Source organism: Streptomyces lunalinharesii (genome assembly GCF_039532155.1).
Classification (GTDB): Bacteria; Actinomycetota; Actinomycetes; order Streptomycetales; family Streptomycetaceae; genus Streptomyces; species Streptomyces lunalinharesii.
On record NZ_BAAARK010000028.1, the window covers coordinates 1 to 19,398 of the forward strand.

The 19,398-nt window shown below is 72.8% G+C and carries 21 protein-coding genes; 18 read left to right on the forward strand and 3 right to left on the reverse strand.

All coding sequences use genetic code 11. The annotated features are described in order from the left end of the window. From ABD385_RS30710 to truA, 3 genes are all read left to right on the forward strand, one after another. Positions 1–251, forward strand: a 251-nt coding sequence (locus ABD385_RS30710) for a DNA-directed RNA polymerase subunit alpha C-terminal domain-containing protein (protein ID WP_344582190.1), incomplete at its 5' end; no start/stop codon positions are given. A 190-nt stretch (positions 252–441) separates the two neighbouring features. After that, entirely contained in the window at positions 442–906 is a 465-nt protein-coding gene (gene rplQ, locus ABD385_RS30715; protein WP_344582192.1) for a 50S ribosomal protein L17, read from the forward strand. Between the two features lie 85 nt (positions 907–991). Further along, a complete protein-coding gene (gene truA / locus ABD385_RS30720) occupies positions 992–1,843 on the forward strand; it encodes a tRNA pseudouridine(38-40) synthase TruA (RefSeq protein ID WP_344582194.1) in 852 nt (283 codons plus the stop codon). Positions 1,844–1,895: 52 nt separating this feature from the next. On the opposite strand, the gene ABD385_RS30725 is transcribed toward truA, so the two are convergent. After that, complete coding sequence (locus tag ABD385_RS30725; protein ID WP_344582195.1) at positions 1,896–2,759, reverse strand: hypothetical protein; 864 nt, start codon at positions 2,757–2,759, stop codon at positions 1,896–1,898. A gap of 420 nt (positions 2,760–3,179) precedes the next feature. Between ABD385_RS30725 and rplM the strand changes: the two genes are divergently transcribed. The 3 genes from rplM to glmM all read left to right on the forward strand — a co-directional run bounded on the left by rplM (position 3,180) and on the right by glmM (position 5,676). Further along, positions 3,180–3,623, forward strand: a complete 444-nt coding sequence (gene rplM / locus ABD385_RS30730) for a 50S ribosomal protein L13 (RefSeq protein WP_344582196.1) — start codon at positions 3,180–3,182, stop codon at positions 3,621–3,623. A gap of 44 nt (positions 3,624–3,667) precedes the next feature. Further along, on the forward strand, positions 3,668–4,177 hold the full coding sequence (rpsI, locus tag ABD385_RS30735) for a 30S ribosomal protein S9 (RefSeq protein WP_344582197.1): 510 nt from the start codon (positions 3,668–3,670) through the stop codon (positions 4,175–4,177). Positions 4,178–4,317: 140 nt separating this feature from the next. Continuing rightward, complete coding sequence (gene glmM / locus ABD385_RS30740) at positions 4,318–5,676, forward strand: phosphoglucosamine mutase (RefSeq protein WP_344582199.1); 1,359 nt, start codon at positions 4,318–4,320, stop codon at positions 5,674–5,676. A 72-nt stretch (positions 5,677–5,748) separates the two neighbouring features. On the opposite strand, the gene coaA is transcribed toward glmM, so the two are convergent. Continuing rightward, positions 5,749–6,738 carry a type I pantothenate kinase gene (gene coaA / locus ABD385_RS30745; RefSeq protein ID WP_344582201.1) on the reverse strand — a complete coding sequence of 330 codons (990 nt, stop codon included), beginning with the start codon at positions 6,736–6,738 and terminating at the stop codon, positions 5,749–5,751. A 164-nt stretch (positions 6,739–6,902) separates the two neighbouring features. Between coaA and ABD385_RS30750 the strand changes: the two genes are divergently transcribed. From ABD385_RS30750 to ABD385_RS30790, 9 genes are all read left to right on the forward strand, one after another. Next, entirely contained in the window at positions 6,903–7,139 is a 237-nt protein-coding gene (locus ABD385_RS30750) for a hypothetical protein (protein WP_344582203.1), read from the forward strand. Between the two features lie 26 nt (positions 7,140–7,165). Then, positions 7,166–9,013 carry a glutamine--fructose-6-phosphate transaminase (isomerizing) gene (glmS, locus tag ABD385_RS30755; RefSeq protein WP_344582205.1) on the forward strand — a complete coding sequence of 616 codons (1,848 nt, stop codon included), beginning with the start codon at positions 7,166–7,168 and terminating at the stop codon, positions 9,011–9,013. 1 nt (position 9,014) lies between these two features. Further along, a complete protein-coding gene (locus ABD385_RS30760) occupies positions 9,015–9,386 on the forward strand; it encodes a holo-ACP synthase (RefSeq protein WP_344582322.1) in 372 nt (123 codons plus the stop codon). A gap of 474 nt (positions 9,387–9,860) precedes the next feature. After that, positions 9,861–11,057, forward strand: a complete 1,197-nt coding sequence (locus ABD385_RS30765) for an RNA-guided endonuclease InsQ/TnpB family protein (protein WP_344582207.1) — start codon at positions 9,861–9,863, stop codon at positions 11,055–11,057. 56 nt (positions 11,058–11,113) lie between these two features. After that, positions 11,114–12,547 carry an NAD(P)H-hydrate dehydratase gene (locus ABD385_RS30770; RefSeq protein ID WP_344582209.1) on the forward strand — a complete coding sequence of 478 codons (1,434 nt, stop codon included), beginning with the start codon at positions 11,114–11,116 and terminating at the stop codon, positions 12,545–12,547. A 187-nt stretch (positions 12,548–12,734) separates the two neighbouring features. Next, on the forward strand, positions 12,735–13,934 hold the full coding sequence (gene alr, locus ABD385_RS30775; protein WP_344582211.1) for an alanine racemase: 1,200 nt from the start codon (positions 12,735–12,737) through the stop codon (positions 13,932–13,934). Continuing rightward, a complete protein-coding gene (locus ABD385_RS30780; protein WP_344582213.1) occupies positions 13,931–15,217 on the forward strand; it encodes an alpha/beta fold hydrolase in 1,287 nt (428 codons plus the stop codon). Before alr ends, ABD385_RS30780 begins: the two co-directional genes overlap by 4 nt. Before the next feature lie 71 nt (positions 15,218–15,288). Then, entirely contained in the window at positions 15,289–15,828 is a 540-nt protein-coding gene (tsaE, locus tag ABD385_RS30785) for a tRNA (adenosine(37)-N6)-threonylcarbamoyltransferase complex ATPase subunit type 1 TsaE (protein ID WP_344582214.1), read from the forward strand. A 177-nt stretch (positions 15,829–16,005) separates the two neighbouring features. Then, on the forward strand, positions 16,006–16,269 hold the full coding sequence (locus ABD385_RS30790) for a hypothetical protein (protein ID WP_344582216.1): 264 nt from the start codon (positions 16,006–16,008) through the stop codon (positions 16,267–16,269). 47 nt (positions 16,270–16,316) lie between these two features. Here ABD385_RS30790 and ABD385_RS30795 read toward each other — a convergent pair whose 3' ends face one another. Next, a complete protein-coding gene (locus ABD385_RS30795) occupies positions 16,317–16,901 on the reverse strand; it encodes a hypothetical protein (RefSeq protein WP_344582217.1) in 585 nt (194 codons plus the stop codon). 120 nt (positions 16,902–17,021) lie between these two features. On the opposite strand from ABD385_RS30795, the gene tsaB reads away from it, so the two are divergent. Genes tsaB through tsaD form a run of 3 tightly spaced genes read left to right on the forward strand, consistent with a single transcriptional unit; the run spans position 17,022 to position 19,347 of the window. Further along, on the forward strand, positions 17,022–17,681 hold the full coding sequence (tsaB, locus tag ABD385_RS30800) for a tRNA (adenosine(37)-N6)-threonylcarbamoyltransferase complex dimerization subunit type 1 TsaB (protein WP_344582219.1): 660 nt from the start codon (positions 17,022–17,024) through the stop codon (positions 17,679–17,681). Between the two features lie 44 nt (positions 17,682–17,725). Then, positions 17,726–18,199 (forward strand): ribosomal protein S18-alanine N-acetyltransferase, encoded by a 474-nt coding sequence (gene rimI / locus ABD385_RS30805; protein ID WP_044376273.1) that lies wholly within the window; start codon positions 17,726–17,728, stop codon positions 18,197–18,199. Between the two features lie 2 nt (positions 18,200–18,201). Then, the gene (tsaD, locus tag ABD385_RS30810) at positions 18,202–19,347 is read left to right on the forward strand and encodes a tRNA (adenosine(37)-N6)-threonylcarbamoyltransferase complex transferase subunit TsaD (protein WP_344582220.1); all 1,146 of its coding nucleotides are present in this window, start codon (positions 18,202–18,204) and stop codon (positions 19,345–19,347) included. Positions 19,348–19,398 lie beyond the last annotated feature (51 nt).

Consider the following 19,398-nt stretch of genomic DNA (forward strand, 5'->3'; position numbering starts at 1 on the left):
TCCGGTCGTACAACTGCCTCAAGCGCGAGGGCATCCACTCCGTGGGTGAGCTCGTGGCGCGTTCCGAGGCCGACCTGCTCGACATCCGCAACTTCGGTGCGAAGTCGATCGACGAGGTCAAGGCGAAGCTGGCCGGCATGGGCCTGGCGCTCAAGGACAGCCCGCCCGGATTCGACCCGACCGCCGCCGCCGACGCCTTCGGTGCGGACGACGACGCGGACGCCGGGTTCGTGGAGACCGAGCAGTACTGAGGGCTCCGGCTCGCTGTTCGATCCTGACTGCGGGCCGGTCCTCGACCGGCCGCGCAGTGTCCCGCGCCCCTTCTGGGGGCGTGGGTCTTCCGGGCCCCGAGAGGGGTCCGGATCTCCGACAGGCGACCGCCTGCTCGGATACTGACTCCGGTACCTGATACGGCCGGGGCAGACGTTTGAGGAGAACACCATGCCGAAGCCCGCCAAGGGTGCCCGTCTGGGCGGCAGCGCTTCCCACGAGAAGGCGCTCCTGCGCAACCTGGCGACCAGCCTCTTCGAGCACGGCCGCATCACGACGACCGAGGCCAAGGCCCGTCGTCTGCGTCCGTTCGCGGAGCGCCTGGTGACCAAGGCGAAGAAGGCCGACCTTCACAACCGCCGTCAGGTCATGGAGCTGATCACGAACAAGAGCGTCGTCCACACGCTCTTCACCGAGATCGCGCCCCGTTTCTCGGAGCGTCCGGGTGGCTACACCCGCATCACCAAGATCGGCAACCGTCGCGGTGACAACGCCCCCATGGCCGTCATCGAGCTGGTCGAGGGCGAGATCGCCAAGAAGGCGACCGTCGCCGAGGCCGAGGCCGCGACCAAGCGCGCGGTGAAGGAGTCCGAGGCTGCGGCCGAGGCTCCGGCCGAGGAGTCGAAGGACGCCTGAGTCCGTCGTCGCTGAGCGGTGAGCGGGTCCGCCCCTTTGGGGCGGGCCCGCTTTCGTCTGCGGTGGGCCTGAGAGGATTGCTGGTGTGAGTGACGAAGTGGAGCCCGGTTTCGTCCGGGTGCGGCTGGACCTGTCGTACGACGGCACGGAGTTCTCCGGATGGGCCAAGCAGCGCGAACAGCGCACGGTCCAGGGGGAGTTGGAAGACGCGATCCGGACCGTGACGCGGTCCGGCGAGACGTACGAGCTCACCGTGGCCGGGCGGACCGATGCCGGGGTGCACGCCCGCGGGCAGGTGGCGCACGTGGACCTGCCGGCCGAGCTGTGGGCCGAGCACCACGACAAGCTGCTGCGGCGGCTGGCCGGGCGGCTGCCGAAGGACGTCCGGGTGTGGCGGGTGGCGCAGGCGCCGTACGGCTTCAACGCGCGGTTCTCGGCGATCTGGCGGCGGTACGCGTACCGGGTCACCGATCACCACGGGGGCGCCGATCCGCTGCTGCGCGGGCACGTGCTGTGGCACGACTGGGAGCTGGACGTCGAGGCGATGAACGCCGCCTCGCGGCCGTTGCTGGGGGAGCACGACTTCGCGGCGTACTGCAAGCGGCGGGACGGGGCGACGACGATCCGCACGCTCCAGGCGCTCAGCTGGGAGCGGGACGCGGACGGGATCATCACGGCGACGGTCCGGGCGGACGCGTTCTGCCACAACATGGTGCGGTCGCTGGTGGGGGCCCTGCTGTTCGTCGGCGACGGGCACCGGCCGGTGGACTGGCCGGGGAAGGTGCTGGCCGCGGGGGTGCGGGACTCCGCGGTGCACGTCGTCCGGCCGCACGGGCTGACGCTGGAGGAGGTCGGCTACCCGGCCGACGAGCTGTTGATGGCCCGGAACAAGGAAGCGCGCAACAAGCGGTCGCTGCCGTCGGCCGGCTGCTGCTGAGGGCGGGGCCCGCCCCGGGCCGGACGGGCGGGGGCGGGCGCGGCCCGGGGCGTCAGGAGGTCTGGCCGGCCTTGCGCTGGGCTTCCTTGAGCTGCTGCTCGGCGGCCTTGGCGGCCTGGTCCTTGCCGCGCTGGGCGATCTGGGTGAAGGCGTAGGCGCCGCCGTCCCGGCTGATCTGCTGGGCCTTGGTCTCGCCGGCGGTGACGTCCTTGCCGTCGGTGTAGCCGGCGATGGTGAAGTACGCGTAGCGGCCGGTGGCGTTGGTGGTCATCCGGCACTTGCTGCCCTGGCAGAAGTTCGCGGGGACGCCGCCGCCGGCCAGCGGCAGGAGGTTGGGCTTGTTCTCGTTCATCACCGCGGCGGCCTTGGCCGGGGAGTCGAAGACGGCGACGCCGATGGTGACCGCGACGCCGCCCTGGGAGTAGGTGGCGCGCAGCAGCTGCCGGCAGCCGTTGTGGTTCAGCGAGGAGACCAGGGCGCCCTGGGCGCCGGCGGTGCAGTCCGCGGTGCTGGCGGTGCTGGTCTGCGGGTAGCTGTGCTCGCCGACGACCATGCTCTTCTGCGCGAAGAGGGTGGCCGGGGTGAGCGGCGCGGTGTCCTTCTTGGGGTCGGAGATGTAGTCCTGCGGATTGGGCGGGGGCGGGACCGAGACGTCGGGGAAGGACGGCTTGTCGTCCGGCAGTGCGGACTGGCCGGAGGCGGTGGGCCGGGCGGTGGCATTGCCGCCGGGGGAGCCGTTGCTGTTGATCACGGCGACGGCGACGACGCCGGCGACCGCGAGTGCGGCGACTGCGCCACCGCCGATCACGACCCAACGCTTGCGGCGGGAGCGGGCCCGACTCTCGTCGGCCAGCGCTTCCCAGTCCGGAGTGGAACCCCCCGGGCCGCCGAACGGCCCCCCTTGCCCAAAGCTCATGCCGCGCATCCTAATGCGCCCGGCTGGCGGTGTGGCGGGCGGAGCGGAACCCGTTGCGGCCGGTGCGGGAGCGGGGCGCGGCGGCGGTGCGGATCAAGGGAGGGAGCCGGGCGGGGCCGGGCGGGAGTCATGATCGCAGGTGGTCCGGAAGGGGGCGACCGCACGCCTGTCCGGGGCGCGTTTTGACCCGTACGGGGTTGGGTCAGTATCCTGCTGGTTCGTTATGCGTATGGGCTTGCTCTATCTCACGTGAGGGGCCTTGCGCGGCTAGCCGAGCCGCTCACCAGCGGTGGACGATCGGGTTGCGTCGCCCGTAGTGCCATCTCACTGTGCGAGCAGCCGCGGTGCCAGTACAGGACCCTTCCCCGCGGTCCCTTCGGACCAAGGGGATACCCCAACTCACGAAGCGAAGGCTAAGACGTGCGTACGTACAGCCCCAAGCCCGGCGACGTTCAGCGCCAGTGGCACATCATCGACGCGCAGGACGTTGTCCTGGGCCGTCTGGCCAGCCAGGCTGCGTCCCTCCTCCGGGGCAAGCACAAGCCGGTTTACGCCCCTCACGTTGACATGGGTGACTTCGTCATCATCGTCAACGCCGACAAGGTGCACCTCTCCGGCAACAAGCGGACCCAGAAGCTGGCGTACCGCCACTCCGGCTTCCCGGGTGGTCTGCGCTCGGTTCGTTACGACGAGCTGCTGGCCAAGAACCCCGAGAAGGCCGTCGAGAAGGCCATCAAGGGCATGCTCCCCAAGAACACCCTCGGCCGTCAGATGCTCTCGAAGCTGAAGGTCTACGCGGGCGCCGAGCACCCGCACGCTGCGCAGCAGCCGGTCCCGTTCGAGATCACCCAGGTCGCGCAGTAAGTCCGGCCACCCCCTAAGACGACAGAGAATTCTTAAGGAGCATCGTGGCTGAGACCACCCCCGAGACCCCGCTGGACGAGGTTGAGGTCGAGGAGTACACCACCGAGACCGAGGTCGTGGAGTCGGAGTACACCTCCGAGTCCCTCGCGTCCCGCTTCGGCGAGCCGCAGCCGGCCGCCGGCCTGGGTCGTCGCAAGAACGCCATCGCCCGCGTCCGGATCGTTCCGGGCTCCGGTCAGTGGAAGATCAACGGTCGCACCCTTGAGGGCTACTTCCCCAACAAGGTGCACCAGCAGGAAGTCAACGAGCCCTTCAAGGTGCTCGAGCTGGACAACCGCTACGACGTCATCGCCCGCATCTCCGGCGGCGGCATCTCCGGCCAGGCCGGTGCGCTGCGCCTGGGCGTGGCCCGTGCGCTGAACGAGGCGGACGTGGACGCGAACCGTCCGGCTCTGAAGAAGGCCGGGTTCCTCAAGCGTGACGACCGTGCGGTCGAGCGCAAGAAGGCCGGTCTCAAGAAGGCCCGCAAGGCGCCGCAGTACAGCAAGCGCTAATCGCGCGCTGCACGCAGGCAGCCCTTGTCGAACGCCCCGGTGGCACTTCCGTGCTGCCGGGGCGTTCGGCTTTCGGCGACCGGCGGCGTATACCTGGAATCCAAGCCCCGGTCACAGCTCATCTACTTCGGAGGACACCAGTGGCACGACTCTTCGGCACGGACGGTGTGCGCGGCGTCGCCAATGCGGACCTGACGGCGGAGCTGGCGCTCGGTCTGTCGGTCGCGGCGGCTCACGTGCTGGCCGAGGTGGGGACGTTTGAGGGACACCGGCCGGTGGCCGTGGTCGGACGCGATCCGCGGGCGTCGGGGGAGTTCCTGGAGGCCGCGGTGGTCGCCGGCCTGGCCAGTGCCGGGGTGGACGTGCTGCGGGTGGGCGTGCTGCCGACCCCGGCGGTGGCGTACCTGACCGGCGCGCTCGGCGCCGACCTGGGCGTGATGCTCTCCGCCAGCCACAACCCGATGCCCGACAACGGCATCAAGTTCTTCGCCCGTGGTGGTCACAAGCTCGCCGACGAGCTGGAGGACCGGATCGAGGAGACCTACCGCGGGCACAGCGCCGGTGAGCCGTGGGAGCGGCCGACCGGTGCCGGGGTGGGCCGGGTCACCGACTACGACGAGGGCTTCGACAAGTACGTCGCGCACCTGGTCGGCGTGCTGCCCAACCGTCTGGACGGGCTCACGGTCGTCATCGACGGTGCGCACGGTGCGGCCGCCCGGGTCTCGCCGGAGGCGTTCGCGCGGGCCGGCGCCGAGGTCGTCACGATCGGCACCGAGCCGGACGGGCTCAACATCAACGACGCCTGCGGCTCCACGCACCTCGACAAGCTCCGGGCCGCCGTCGTCGAGCACGGCGCCGCGCTGGGCGTCGCCCACGACGGTGACGCGGACCGCTGCCTGGCCGTGGACCACGCCGGCAACGAGGTCGACGGCGACCAGATCCTCGCCGTCCTGGCGCTCGGGATGCGCGAGGCCGGGACGCTGCGCGAGAACACCGTCGTCGCCACCGTCATGTCCAACCTGGGCTTCAAGCTGGCCATGGAGGGCGAGGGCATCAACTTCGTGCAGACCGGGGTCGGCGACCGGTACGTCCTGGAGGAGATGAAGGCGCACGGCTACGCGCTGGGCGGCGAGCAGTCCGGGCACGTCATCGTGCTGGACCACGCCACGACCGGTGACGGCACGCTGACCGGGCTGATGCTGGCCGCCCGGGTCGCGGCGACCGGCCGGTCGCTGGCCGAGCTGGCGGGCGTGATGGAGCGGCTGCCGCAGATCCTCATCAACGTCCCCGACGTCGACAAGGCGCGGGTGGGCAGCTCCGCCGAGGTCGCCGCGGCGGTCGCGGAGGCGGAGCGGGAGCTGGGCGCCACCGGGCGGGTGCTGCTGCGGCCGTCCGGCACCGAGCCGCTGGTCCGGGTGATGGTCGAGGCCGCCGACATCGAGCAGGCCCGGGCGGTCGCGCAGCGGCTGGCCGACGCGGTCAAGTCCGCGCTGGGATAACGGAGTTCCGCACGGCGGGGTCGCCCGTGGACGGCAGTGACACTGCCGTTCGGGGCGGCCCCGCCGTGGTGTCTACAGCTTCCGCAGCGACAGCCGCTGGACCTTGTGGTCCGGGCCCTTGCGCAGGACGAGGGTGGCGCGGCCGCGGTTGGGGGCCACGTTCTGCTCCAGGTTGGGGCGGTTGATGGTGCGCCACATCATGCGGGCGTAGTCCAGTGCCTCGTCCTCGGAGACCTGGGTGTACTTGCGGAAGTACGAGGACGGGTCCTGGAAGGCCGTTTCGCGCAGCTTGCGGAAGCGGCCGAGGTACCAGCGCTCGATGTCCTCGGTGCGGGCGTCCACGTAGACCGAGAAGTCGAAGAAGTCGGCGAGGCCCAGCCGGGTGCGGCCGTCCTTGCCGGGCAGGGCCGGCTGGAGGACGTTGAGGCCCTCGACGATGAGGATGTCGGGCCGGTGCACGGTCAGTCGCTCGCCGGGCACGATGTCGTAGATCAGGTGCGAGTAGACGGGGGCGGTGACCTCCGCCTTGCCGGACTTCACGTCCGCGACGAAGCGGGTCAGCGCCCGGCGGTCGTAGGACTCCGGGAAGCCCTTGCGGGACATCAGGCCGCGGCGGTGGAGTTCGGCGTTGGGGAAGAGGAAGCCGTCGGTGGTGACCAGCTCGACGCGCGGGTGTTCCGGCCAGCGGGCCAGCAGCGCCTGGAGGAGCCGGGCGGTGGTGGACTTGCCGACCGCGACGCTGCCCGCGACCCCTATGACGAACGGCGTGCCGGGCTGGGCGCCGTGGCCGTTGCCGGTGTCGTCGAGGAAGGTGTTGAGCGCGCCGCGCAGGTTGCTGGTGGCGCCGACGTAGAGGTTGAGCAGCCGGGACAGCGGGAGGTAGACGTCGCGCACTTCGTCGAGGTCGATGACGTCGCCCAGGCCGCGCAGTCGCTCGACCTCCGAGGCGGTGAGCGGCAGCGGGGTCTTCTCCCGCAGGGCGCTCCACTCCGCGCGGGTCAGGTCGACGTACGGCGAGCTGTCGGTGCGGCGTCGTTGCTGCGGATCCGTCGTCAGGGGCACGGGCCCATTGTCCGGGGCCGGCGCGGACGGCCCGGCGGCGGGGTGGCGGTGCGGCGGCCGGGCCCGACCGACCTGTGCGTTTGTGGGCGGCGGGGGCGGGGGCCCGGTACGGTCGATGACCGGGGGCGGTGCCAGGGGGCGCCGTGGCGACACAAGGGGGTGGCGTGCGAGCACGCCTGCGGGAACTACTGCGCGAACGGGCCGCACGACGACGGCTGCAGGCCGACGGCTTCGCCGCGCGGGTCCACGCCGAACTCGCCGAGGACCTGCCGGACGAGGACCTCGGGGAGGACCTGACGGACTTCCTGGACCGCTACGAGCCCGGCGCCGACCCGGAGGCCGACGAGGAACTGCGCGAACGCGTCCGGGAGGCGCGGGACCGGATAGCTCGCGGGTATTGAGAAGGCCCCGGCGTAGGCTGCCCCCCATGTGCGGAATCGTGGGATACGTGGGTGGGCAGAGCGCCCTTGAGGTGGTGCTGGCCGGGCTGAAACGGCTGGAGTACCGGGGCTACGACTCGGCCGGGGTCGCGGTGCTGGCGGACGGTGGACTGGCGGCGGCCAAGAAGGCCGGCAAGCTGGCCAACCTGGAGAAGGAGCTGGCTGATCGGCCGCTGCCCACGGGCGCGGTGGGCATCGGCCACACCCGGTGGGCCACCCACGGCGGCCCGACGGACGCCAACGCCCATCCGCACCTCGACAACGCCGGGCGGGTCAGCGTCGTCCACAACGGCATCATCGAGAACTTCGCCGCACTGCGTGCCGAACTCGCCGACCGCGGCCACGTGTTGGCGTCCGAGACGGACACCGAGGTGGTCGCGCACCTGCTGGCCGAGGAGTACTCCTCGTGCGGGGAGCTGGCCGAGGCGATGCGGCAGGTCTGCCGGCGGCTGGAGGGGGCGTTCACCCTCGTCGCGGTGCACGCCGACGCGCCGGACGTGGTCGTCGGGGCGCGCCGCAACTCCCCGCTGGTGGTGGGCATCGGTGAGGACGAGGCGTTCCTGGCCTCGGACGTGGCGGCGTTCATCGCGTACACCCGGCAGGCGGTCGAGCTGGGGCAGGACCAGGTCGTGGAGCTGCGTCGGGAGGGGGTGACGGTCACCGACTTCGACGGGGCGCCGGCGCAGGTCCGCTCGTACCACGTGGACTGGGACGCCTCGGCCGCCGAGAAGGGCGGCTACGACTACTTCATGCTCAAGGAGATCGCCGAGCAGCCGAAGGCGGTCGCGGACACCCTGCTGGGGCGGGTCGACGCGGCCGGGGTGCTGTCGCTGGACGAGGTGCGGATCCCGCCGGCGGTGCTGCGGGAGGTCTCCAAGGTCGTCATCGTGGCGTGCGGGACGGCCTACCACGCCGGCATGATCGCCAAGTACGCCATCGAGCACTGGACGCGGATCCCCTGCGAGACCGAGCTGGCCAGCGAGTTCCGCTACCGTGACCCGATCCTGGACCACCGCACGCTGGTGATCGCCATCAGCCAGTCCGGCGAGACCATGGACACCCTGATGGCGCTGCGGCACGCCCGCGAGCAGGGCGCGCGGGTGCTCGCCATCTGCAACACCAACGGCTCGACCATCCCCCGCGAGTCGGACGCGGTGCTCTACACGCACGCCGGGCCGGAGGTCGCGGTGGCGTCGACGAAGGCGTTCCTGACCCAGCTGGTCGCGGTCTACCTGGTCGCGCTGTACCTCGGGCAGGTGCGCGGCACCAAGTGGGGCGACGAGATCAGGGACGTGGTGCGCGAACTGGCGGCGATCGGCACGCAGGTGCAGCAGGTCCTCGGCACCATGGAGCCGGTGCGCGAGCTGGCCCGTTCCCTCGCGGACAAGAACACCGTGCTGTTCCTGGGCCGGCACGTCGGCTACCCGGTGGCCCTGGAGGGCGCGCTCAAGCTCAAGGAACTGGCGTACATGCACGCCGAGGGCTTCGCGGCCGGCGAGCTGAAGCACGGTCCGATCGCGCTCATCGAGGAGGACCTGCCGGTGGTCGTGGTCGTCCCGTCGCCCCGCGGCCGGTCCGTCCTGCACGACAAGATCGTCTCCAACATCCAGGAGATCCGGGCCCGGGGCGCCCGCACCATCGTGATCGCCGAGGAGGGCGACGAGGCGGTGGTGCCGTACGCCGACCACCTCGTGCGGATCCCGCGCACGCCGGTGCTGTTGCAGCCGTTGGTGTCCTCGGTGCCGCTCCAGGTGTTCGCGTGCGAGCTGGCCACCGCCCGGGGGAACGAGGTCGACCAGCCGCGCAACCTCGCCAAGTCGGTGACGGTGGAGTGATCTGGTGATCATTGGGGTCGGGATCGATGTCGCGGAGATCGACCGGTTCGACGCGGCGCTGCGGCGGACGCCGGAGCTGGCGCACCGGCTGTTCAACGAGACGGAGTTGAACCTGTCGAACGGTGAGCGGCGGGGGATCGCCTCCTTGGCGGCCCGGTTCGCCGCGAAGGAGGCGGTGGCCAAGGCGCTGGGCGCGCCGGGGGGCCTGCGGTGGACGGACGCCGAGGTGTACGTGGAGGAGACCGGGCAGCCGCGGCTGCGGGTGCAGGGCACGGTCGCGGCCCGGGCCGCGGAACTCGGCGTGCGGTCCTGGCACGTGTCGCTCAGCCACGATGCCGGGGTCGCCTCGGCGGTGGTGATCGCGGAGGGTTAGGCGGCCCGGTTGTCCCGGTGCGACTGCCGCGCGTTGACCCGGTGTCTTGCGGTGTCATCCGGCATATGGGGCGGCCCGCGGGGGTGTGCGCGCCCGCCCCCACCACGCCCCGGTGTGACCACTGATCTTGCGCGCTACCCCCGTCCTTCAGGGCGGGGGTAGCGCCTCTGAAGTTTGCTCTGGCCCGCAGGCTGGAGCGGGCGTTGTTGCTGCTCGATGTATTGCCGGATGATTGCCAACGGTGCTCGGCCGCAACGGGCGTGGGCGAAGTGGGAGGCTCCCAAGAGCCATGTCCACAGGTGAAAACAACCAATCAAGCCGAACCTCACAGGTTCGCACGCTTGTGTCACACGGTGGGGTGATCCAGGGGCTCTGGGCTGGCTTTTCCACGGTGGTGGGGTGCAGGCTCGGCGGCGACGCCAGTTCGAGGCGTCCGAGAATCCCAGACAAGCAATTGGCCCCGACGGGACTGACGTGCAGCTCCGATACAACTACCGGGTCTATCCGAGTGCCCCGCAACGCCATGAGCTGGCCCGGGCGTTCGGCTGCGCCCGCGTGGTCTTCAACGACGGGCTTCGTGCCCGGCAGGAAGCCCACGCGGCCGGGGAGCCGTACATCAAGGACACCGACCTCCAAAAGCAGGTCATCACCGCCGCTAAGCGCACTGAGGAACGGGCGTGGTTGGGTGAGGTTTCCTCGGTCGTGCTGGTGCAGTCCCTGCGGGATCTGCACACCGCCTATCGGAACTTCTTCTCCTGCGTCACCGGCAAACGCAAGGGACCGACGATGTCCCCGCCCCGCTTCAGGTCCCGCAAGGACAACCGGCAGTCGATCCGGCTCACCGCCAACGGATTCAGTCTGCGCGCGAACGGGCGCTTGTACGTCGCGAAGGTCGGGGAACTGCGGATCCGATGGTCGCGTCCGCTCCCGGCGACGCCGACCAGTGTCACCGTCATCAAGGACGCCACCGATCGGTACTGGGCATCGTTCGTCATCGACACCGACCCTCAGTTCCTGCCCGAACTGGACACCGAGACGGGTATCGACCTGGGCCTGTCGCACTTCGCCGTCCTCTCCGACGGAAAGAAGATCAGCGCACCGAAGTTCCTGCGCCGAGCCGAAGGCAGGCTCAGGCGGTTGCAGAAGGACTTGAGTCGCAAGGCCAAGGGAAGCAACAACCGGGCCAAGGCCCGCAAGCTCGTCGCCCGGCAGCACGCCAAAGTGGCGGACCGTCGTCGAGACTGGCACCACAAGGAATCCACGAAGATCATCCGTGATAGCCAAGCGGTGTACGTGGAAGACCTCGCGGTGTCCGGTCTGGGACGCACGCGCCTTGCCAAGAGCGTGCACGACGCCGGATGGTCGGCGTTCGTCGCCATGTTGGAATACAAGGCTGCCAAACACGGCCGGTACTTCGGTAAAATCGGACGCTTCGAGCCGACCTCCCAGGTCTGCTCGGCCTGCGGCGTCAAGGACGGCCCCAAGCCCCTCCACATCCGGTCATGGACGTGCGGGAAGTGCGGGGCGGTCCACGACCGTGACGTGAACGCAGCACGCAACGTACGGGCCGCTGGACGGGCGGACCGTCTCAACGCCTCGCTGAGCGCCGATAAGACCAGGGCGCGAGTCCCGGCACAGCGCGTTGAAGCAGGAACCCACCGAGACGGTTAGCCGACCGTGGTAGGAAATCAGGTCCTTTAGGGCCTGGAGGACGTCAAACTGGCGGCATGAGGACTGCCTACAGCGTGAAGACCGTGCGGGCCGCCGAGCAGGAGCTGATGGCCCGGTTGCCCGAGGGGGCCCTGATGCAGCGGGCGGCGGCCGGACTGGCCGTCGCCTGCGCGGAGTTGCTGGGCCGGGTCTACGGCTCCCGGGTGGTGCTGCTGGTGGGCAGCGGCGACAACGGCGGGGACGCGCTGTACGCCGGCGCCCGGCTGGCCCGCCGCGGCGCCGGGGTGGCGGCGGTGCTGCTCGCACCCGAACGGGCCCACGCCGGCGGCCTGTCGGCGCTGCGCGCGGCCGGCGGCCGGGTGTCGAGCGACCCGCTGCGCGACGTCGAACGGGCCGATCTGGTCCTGGACGGCATCGTCGGCATCGGCGGCCGCGGGGGGCTGCGCCCGGACGCCGCCCGGCTCGCCCGGGCCGCCCGGGACGCGGCGCGGGTGGTGGCGGTCGACCTGCCGAGCGGGGTGGACGCCGACACCGGCGAGGTGGCCGGGGACGCGGTGCGCGCGGACGCGACCGTGACGTTCGGCGCGTACAAGCCGGGCCTGCTGATCGATCCGGCGCGCGAACGGGCCGGGGCGCTCCGCCTGGTGGACATCGGCCTGCGCCCGTCGGCCGGCGCGGACGTGGAGGCGCTCCAGCACGCGGACGTGGCGGAGCTGCTGCCGCGGCCGGCGGCGGAGAGCGACAAGTACCGGCGGGGCGTGGTCGGGGTGGTCGCCGGGTCGGCGCGCTATCCGGGGGCGGCGGTGCTGGCGGTGGCCGGTGCGCTGCGGGGCGGTGCGGGGGCGGTGCGGTACGTGGGGCCGGCGGCGGAGGCGGTGTTGGCGCGGTTCCCGGAGACGTTGGTGCACGCGGGCCCGCCGGGGAAGGCCGGCCGGGTCCAGTCGTGGGTGATCGGGCCGGGCCTCGGTGACGAGTCGGGGGCGCTGGCACAGGTGCTGGCGGCGGATGTCCCGGTGCTGGTGGACGCGGACGGGCTGCGCTTCCTGACGCCCGAGCAGGTGCGGCGGCGGACGGCCGGGACCCTGCTGACGCCGCACGCCGGGGAGGCGGCGGCGCTGCTGGCGCGCGGGCGCGCGGAGGTCGAGGCGGCGCGGCTGGCCTCGGTGCGGGAGCTGGCGGGGCGGTACGGGGCGACGGTGCTGCTGAAGGGCTCGACGACGTTGGTGGCGGATCCGGACGAGGGGGTTCCGGTGCGGGTCAACCCCACCGGGACGGGGTGGCTGGCGACCGCCGGCAGCGGGGACGTGCTCTCCGGCCTCACCGGCGCGCTGCTGGCGGCGGGCCTCGACCCGCGCGATGCCGGTTCGACGGGCGCCTACCTGCACGGCCTCGCGGGGCGGCTGGCGGCCGGCCGGCACGGGGAGCCGATCGTGGCGTCGGAGGTGGCGGGGGCGCTGGGGGCGGCGTGGGAGAACGTGGTGTCGTCCTAGGGCGGGCGTGTCGCGCGGTGGGGCGGGGCCCGTCGGCTCCCGCCCCACCGCGGCGCCCCGCCCCACCTGCCCACCTGCCCGCCCGACCGCGCCCCCGCGCCCCCGGAGCCCCGCGGAAGAGGAACCCACCCGCACCACAACGTGGGAAGGCGGCCGGCGCGGCGCCTGGCCTGCGACACTGAGGGGGATGAACGAGACAGCGATGCGAGCCCGTGCCGTCATTGACCTCGCCGCCGTGCGGTCGAACGTCCGTGCACTGCGGAAGCGTGCCCCAGGGGCGCAGCTGATGGCCGTCGTGAAGTCGGACGCCTACGGCCACGGCGCGGTCCGCTGCGGCCGCGCCGCCCGTGAGGCCGGTGCGCCCTGGCTGGGCGTGGCGCTGCCCGAGGAGGCGTTCGCGCTGCGTGCGGCCGGCGACACCGGCCGGCTGCTGTGCTGGCTGTGGACGCCCGGCGGGCCCTGGGGCAGGGCGATCGAGCAGGACGTCGACGTCTCGGTGAGTGGCCTGTGGGCGCTCACGGAGGTCGTCGCCGCGGCGCGGGAGTGCGGGCGCGCCGCGCGGGTGCAGCTCAAGGTCGACACCGGGCTGGGGCGCAACGGCTGCCAGCCCGCCCAGTGGACGGAACTGACCGCCGCCGCCCGGGCCGCCGAGGCCGAGGGCCTGCTCGTGGTCACCGGCGTCTGGTCGCACTTCGCCTGCGCGGACGAGCCCGGGCACCCGTCGATCGCCGCCCAGCTGGCGGAGTTCCACCAGGCGCTGGCCGTCGCGGAGGCGGCCGGGCTGCGGCCGGAGGTGCGGCACATCGCCAACACCCCGGCGCTGCTCACCCTCCCCGAGGCCCACTTCGACCTCGTCCGCACCGGCATCGGCGTCTACGGGGTCTCGCCCAGCCCCGAACTCGGCACCCCCGAGGACTTCGGGCTGCGGCCGGTGATGACGCTGGAGGCGTCGCTGGCGTCGGTCAAGCGGGTGCCGGGCGGGCACGGGGTGTCGTACGGGCACCACTACACGACACCGGGTGAGACGACGCTGGCGCTGGTTCCGCTCGGGTACGCCGACGGGATCCCGCGGCACGCCTCGGGCACCGGGCCGGTGCTGGTCGCCGGGAAGTGGCGGACGGTCGCCGGGCGGATCGCGATGGACCAGTTCGTGGTCGACCTGGGCGGCGACCGGGCCGCGGCCGGCGAGCCGGCGGTGTTGTTCGGACCCGGGGACCGCGGGGAGCCGAGCGCGGAGGACTGGGCGCGGGCGGCCGGGACCATCGGGTACGAGATCGTCACGCGGATCGGCCAGCGGGTGCCGCGCGTCTACGTGGACAGCGAGGTGCCGGCGCAGGCCGGGGACCGGAGCGAGGACGACACGGCGCTGACGGGGGGCGTGGCATGACCGACGGGACGGAGGCCGCGGCGCAGGCGGTCGAGACCGCAGCGGAGGCGGCCGGCAACTGGGCCAAGGCCGGGCGTCAGGCGGGCTTCGCGGGCCTGGCGATCGGCGTGGTGGCGGCGGGTGCGGCGGCCGGGGTGGCCATAGAGCGTCTGACGGTCGGCCGCGGGATGCGGCGCCGCGCCCGGCTGGCGCTGGACGCGTCGGGCCCGTACGGCACGTTGCGCGGCACCTCGGGGGTGGCGCTCGCCGAGGACGGGACCGAGCTGTACTACGAGGTCGACGAGGTGGCGAGCGGTCCGGCCGGCAAGGGCGGCAGGGCCGCAGCGGGCAGCCGGGCGGGCAAGGAGACGCGGGCCGCGCAGGAGGCCCGGACCGGGCTGCACCAGCGGCTGACGGCGGCCCAGGGGCGGCGCTCCCCGGCGCCCACCGTCGTCTTCAGCCACGGCTACTGCCTCGGCCAGGACTCCTGGCACTTCCAGCGCGCCGCGCTGCGCGGCGCGGTCCGCACCGTCCACTGGGACCAGCGCAGCCACGGCCGCTCGGCGCGCGGCCACGGGCAGATCGACGGGACGGAACCGGTCACCATCGACCTGCTGGGCCGGGACCTGAAGGCGGTGCTGGACGCCGTGGTGCCCGAGGGGCCGATCGTGCTGGTCGGGCACTCGATGGGCGGGATGACGGTGATGGCGCTGGCCGACCAGTTCCCCGAGTACGTGGCGGAGCGGGTGGTCGGCGTGGCGCTGATCGGGACGTCGGCGGGCCGGCTGAGCGAGGTGGGTTTCGGACTGCCGTCGATGGGCTCGAAGGCGTTCCACTGGCTGGCGCCGGGGGTGCTCAAGGCGCTGGGGCGGCAGAGCGAGATCGTCGAGCGGGGCCGGCGGGCCACCGCCGACCTGTTCGCGGGGCTGATCAAGCGCTATTCGTTCGGCTCCGAGGACGTGGACCCGGCGATCGCGCGGTTCGGGGAGCGGCTGATCGAGGCGACGCCGATCGACGTGGTCGCCGAGTTCTTCCCGGCGTTCGCGGTGCACGACAAGACCGAGGCGCTGGTGGCGTACGACGCGGTGCCGGCGCTGGTGCTGGCCGGGGAGAAGGACCTGATCACGCCGGCCGAGCACAGCCGGACCATCGCCGAGGTGCTGCCGGACGCCGAGCTGGTGTGCGTGCCGGACGCCGGGCACCTGGTGATGCTGGAGCGGCCCGAGCTGGTCAACGACCACCTGGTGGGGCTGGTGGAACGGGCGAGCGCGGCGGCCCGCCGGTCGCGCACCGCGCGGGCCTGAGCCTGGCCCGTAGCGCCGGTGCCGGGCCCGACACGGGACCGGCACCCCGTCCGGGCCGTACCATTTGCGGCATGAGCACCACTGGCGTGACCGCCCGCGTAACCGTCAAGTCCCCCGATCAGATGCAGGAGTTGGGTCGCCGGTTGGCGCCGCTGCTGCGCCCCGGTGACCTGGTGCTGCTCACCGGTGAGCTGGGCGCGGGCAAGACGACGTTGACCCGCGGTCTGGGCGAGGCCCTGGGCGTGCGGGGGGCCGTGACCTCGCCGACCTTCGTCATCGCGCGGGTGCACCCGTCGCTCACCGGCGGTCCGGCGCTGGTGCACGTCGACGCGTACCGGCTCGACGGCGGCCTGGACGAGATGGAGGACCTGGACCTCGACGTCTCGCTGCCGGAGTCGGTGGTGGTCGTCGAGTGGGGCGACGGCAAGGTCGAGGAGCTGTCGGAGAACCGGCTGCACGTCGTCATCGGGCGGGCGGTGGGCGGGGACGACGCCCCTGGTGGGCCGGCCCCTCACCTGGAGGAGGACGTGGACGACGTCCGCGAGGTGACGGTCACCGGGCTCGGCGCGCGCTGGGCGGACGCCGGCCTTCCCGAGCTGGAGATCTGCTGACGAAAGGGTCGTAAAGGGGCTTATCGGGCCAGGCAGCCCGATAGTTTCCGACAAGCCGTCGGCAAGATGTTGCGCGCGCGGTGTCGGGCGTGGTCACATGGGTGGAAGAGCCCTGGTTAGGTGTGCCTAAGTAGAGCCTAACCGCTGTCGCTTGCCCCAGGAGCCCGGGAGGCGTCCATGTCCCCCCACCAGCCCCCGTCCGCGCCCGAGCGGCGCGCGGACGCCCCCGTCGCGGCGGCCGGGCGCGCCGGTCGCAGCGCGCGAAAGACCCCGCCGACGATGACCGAACTGCTCGCCGCGGGCGCCGCGGCCAACGCCGTCTCCACGCCGCCGGACGCCGCGGAGCGGCCCGCCACGGAGAAGGGCGACGAACCGGGCGAGCCCGGGAAGACCGTCGGGCCGGGCGGTCGGGCGTCCACTCCGGGACGCGACGCCGCGTAACCCACAGGGGCGAAGCGGGCGGGCGCGGACGGGTCCGCGCCGCCGGCTCAGGCGACGACGACGATCTTCACGCCGCGCACCGCGAAGTCCCACAGCGCCGAGCCGTCCGCGCGCGACTCCCGGATGCCACCGGTCTTCTTCGTGCCCGCCCCGCCCGGGGCGGGCGTGGAACCGTCGACCGCGGCGCTGAAGCCGACGACCACCCCGTCCACGCTGGCGAACCGCACCACGTGCTCGATCGCGACCCCGTCCGAGCCGGTCACGCTCACCGACCGCGAGCTGACCGGGTACGTCCCGGGCGGCGGGGACACCGTGCTCGGTGCCACCGCGAACGTCCGCTGCGCCGTGCCGTCGGCGCCGACCAGCCAGACCCGCTTGGCGCCCAGCGCGTACACCACGCGCTTGCCGCTGCCGGACTGTGCCGGGACCGGGGCGGGGGCCGGCGGCTTGTCCTTCTTGTCGTGCTGGTCGCGCGCGGCCGGCTTCTCGTCGGCGGCCCGGGCGTCGCCGCGGACCGGGGTCAGCGGGCCGGAGGCGGACGCGGAGGCGGAGGCCTGGAAGCCGAGCAGGCCGATCGCGACCAGGGCGGCCGCGGTGAGAGCGGTGACGATCGTGCTGCTCTTCGAGGGCACCGCGGGTGCCACCTTTCCGTCCGCTCCCGGCCACCGGCGGGGAGGCTGCTGACTGTGCCGACTGCGGATCGACGGTAGCACCGGACGGGGCACCGCCGGCCGCGCCGTAGTCTTTAAGGCGTGCTGCTGCTAGCTCTTGACACCGCCACCCCCGCCGTCACCGTCGCGCTCCACGACGGCTCCCGCGTCCTCGCCGCCGCCGGCGAGGTGGACGCCCGCCGGCACGGCGAACTGCTGCTGCCCGCCGTCGACCGGGTGCTGGCCGAGGCCGGGCACACGCTCGCCGAGGTCACCGACGTCGTCGTCGGCGTCGGGCCCGGCCCGTACACCGGGCTGCGGGTGGGCCTGGTGACCGCCACCACCTTCGGCGCGGCGCTGGACGTCCCGGTCCACGGCCTGTGCTCGTTGGACGGCATCGCCCACGCCGCCGGCCTGACCGAGCCCTTCGTCGTGGCCACCGACGCCCGCCGCAAGGAGGTGTACTGGGCGCGCTACGAAGACGCCGGCACCCGGCTGACCGAGCCCGCGGTGGACCGCCCGGCGGACCTTGCCGAGCAGGTCGCCGGGGTCCCGGCCGTGGGGGCCGGCGCGCTGCTCTACGACACTGTCTTCACCGGTGTGCTGCGGGACGGGCCCGTGCATCAGTCCGCCGCCGCGCTGGCCGAGCTGGCGGCCCGGAAGCTGGCCGCCGGCGAGGAACTGCTCCCGCCGCGGCCGCTGTACCTGCGCCGGCCCGACGCCCAGGTGCCGGCCAACTACAAGGTGGTCACTCCCCAGTGAGCGGCCGGCCCGGGGCGCCCGGCCGCCCCGTCGAGCTGCGGGAGATGCGCTGGTGGGACCTGGACGCGGTGCTGGAGTTGGAGCGCGAGCTGTTCCCCGAGGACGCCTGGTCGCCGGGGATGTTCTGGTCCGAACTCGCGCACGCCCGCGGCCCGTTGGCCAACCGCCGCTACCTCGTCGCCGAGTCGGCCGGCCGGATCCTCGGCTACGGAGGGCTGGCCGCGACCTGCGGCACCGGTGACGTGCAGACCATCGCCACCGCCCGCGACCAGTGGGGCACCGGCCTCGGCGCCCGGCTGCTGACCGCGCTGCTGGCCGCCGCCACCGACTTCGAGTGCCAGGAGGTGCTGCTGGAGGTGCGGGTCGACAACGCCCGCGCCCAGCGCCTCTACGAGCGGTTCGGCTTCGAACCGATCGGCTTCCGCCGCGGCTACTACCAGCCCGGCAACGTCGACGCGCTGGTGATGCGCCGCCCCACCCAGACCTCTTCCGAAGCACCCTCCGTACAAGGAACGTGAACATGGCTGACTCCCGCGGTGGACCGCTGGTCCTCGGCATCGAGACCTCCTGCGACGAGACCGGCGTCGGCATCGTCCGCGGTCACACCCTCCTGGCGGACGCGGTCGCCTCCAGCGTCGACGAGCACGCCCGCTTCGGCGGAGTGGTGCCCGAGGTGGCCTCCCGCGCCCACCTGGAGGCGATGGTCCCCACCATCCAGCGCGCGCTGAAGGACGCCGGGGTCGCCGCCTCCGACCTGGACGGCATCGCGGTCACCGCCGGCCCCGGCCTGGCGGGCGCCCTGCTGGTCGGCGTCTCGGCCGCCAAGGCGTACGCCTACGCCCTGGGCAAGCCGCTCTACGGCGTCAACCACCTCGCCTCGCACATCTGCGTCGACCAGCTGGAGCACGGCCCGCTGCCGGAGCCGACGATGGCGCTGCTGGTCAGCGGCGGCCACTCGTCGCTGCTGCTGGCCCCGGACATCACCTCCGACGTCCGGCCGCTGGGCGCCACCATCGACGACGCGGCGGGCGAGGCGTTCGACAAGGTGGCGCGGGTGCTCCACCTCGGCTTCCCCGGCGGCCCGGTCATCGACCGTTGGGCCCGTGAGGGCGACCCGGAGGCGATCCGCTTCCCGCGCGGGCTGACCGGCCCCCGCGACGCCGCCTACGACTTCTCCTTCTCGGGCCTGAAGACCTCGGTGGCCCGCTGGATCGAGGCGAAGCGGGCGGCCGGCGAGGAGGTGCCGGTGGCGGACGTCTCGGCGTCCTTCCAGGAGGCGGTCGTCGACGTCCTGACCCGCAAGGCCGTGCGGGCCTGCAAGGACAACGGCGTGGACCACCTGATGATCGGCGGCGGGGTGGCGGCCAACTCCCGGCTGCGGGCGATGGCCCAGCGGCGCTGCGAGGACGCCGGCATCCGGCTGCGGGTGCCGCGCCCCAAGCTGTGCACCGACAACGGCGCGATGGTCGCGGCCCTGGGCGCCGAGATGGTGGCCCGCAACCGCCCGGCCTCCGCCTGGGACCTCTCCGCGGACTCCTCGCTGCCGGTCACCGAGCCGCACGTCCCGGACCCGCACGCGCAGGACCACGCGCACGACCACGATCACGGCCACGCGCACGATCACGACCACTTCCACGAGCTCAGCAAGGACAACCTGTACCCGTAGGCGGTCGGGACCGTGACGGCCCCGGTGCGGCGTCCTATCCTGTGAGGTCGG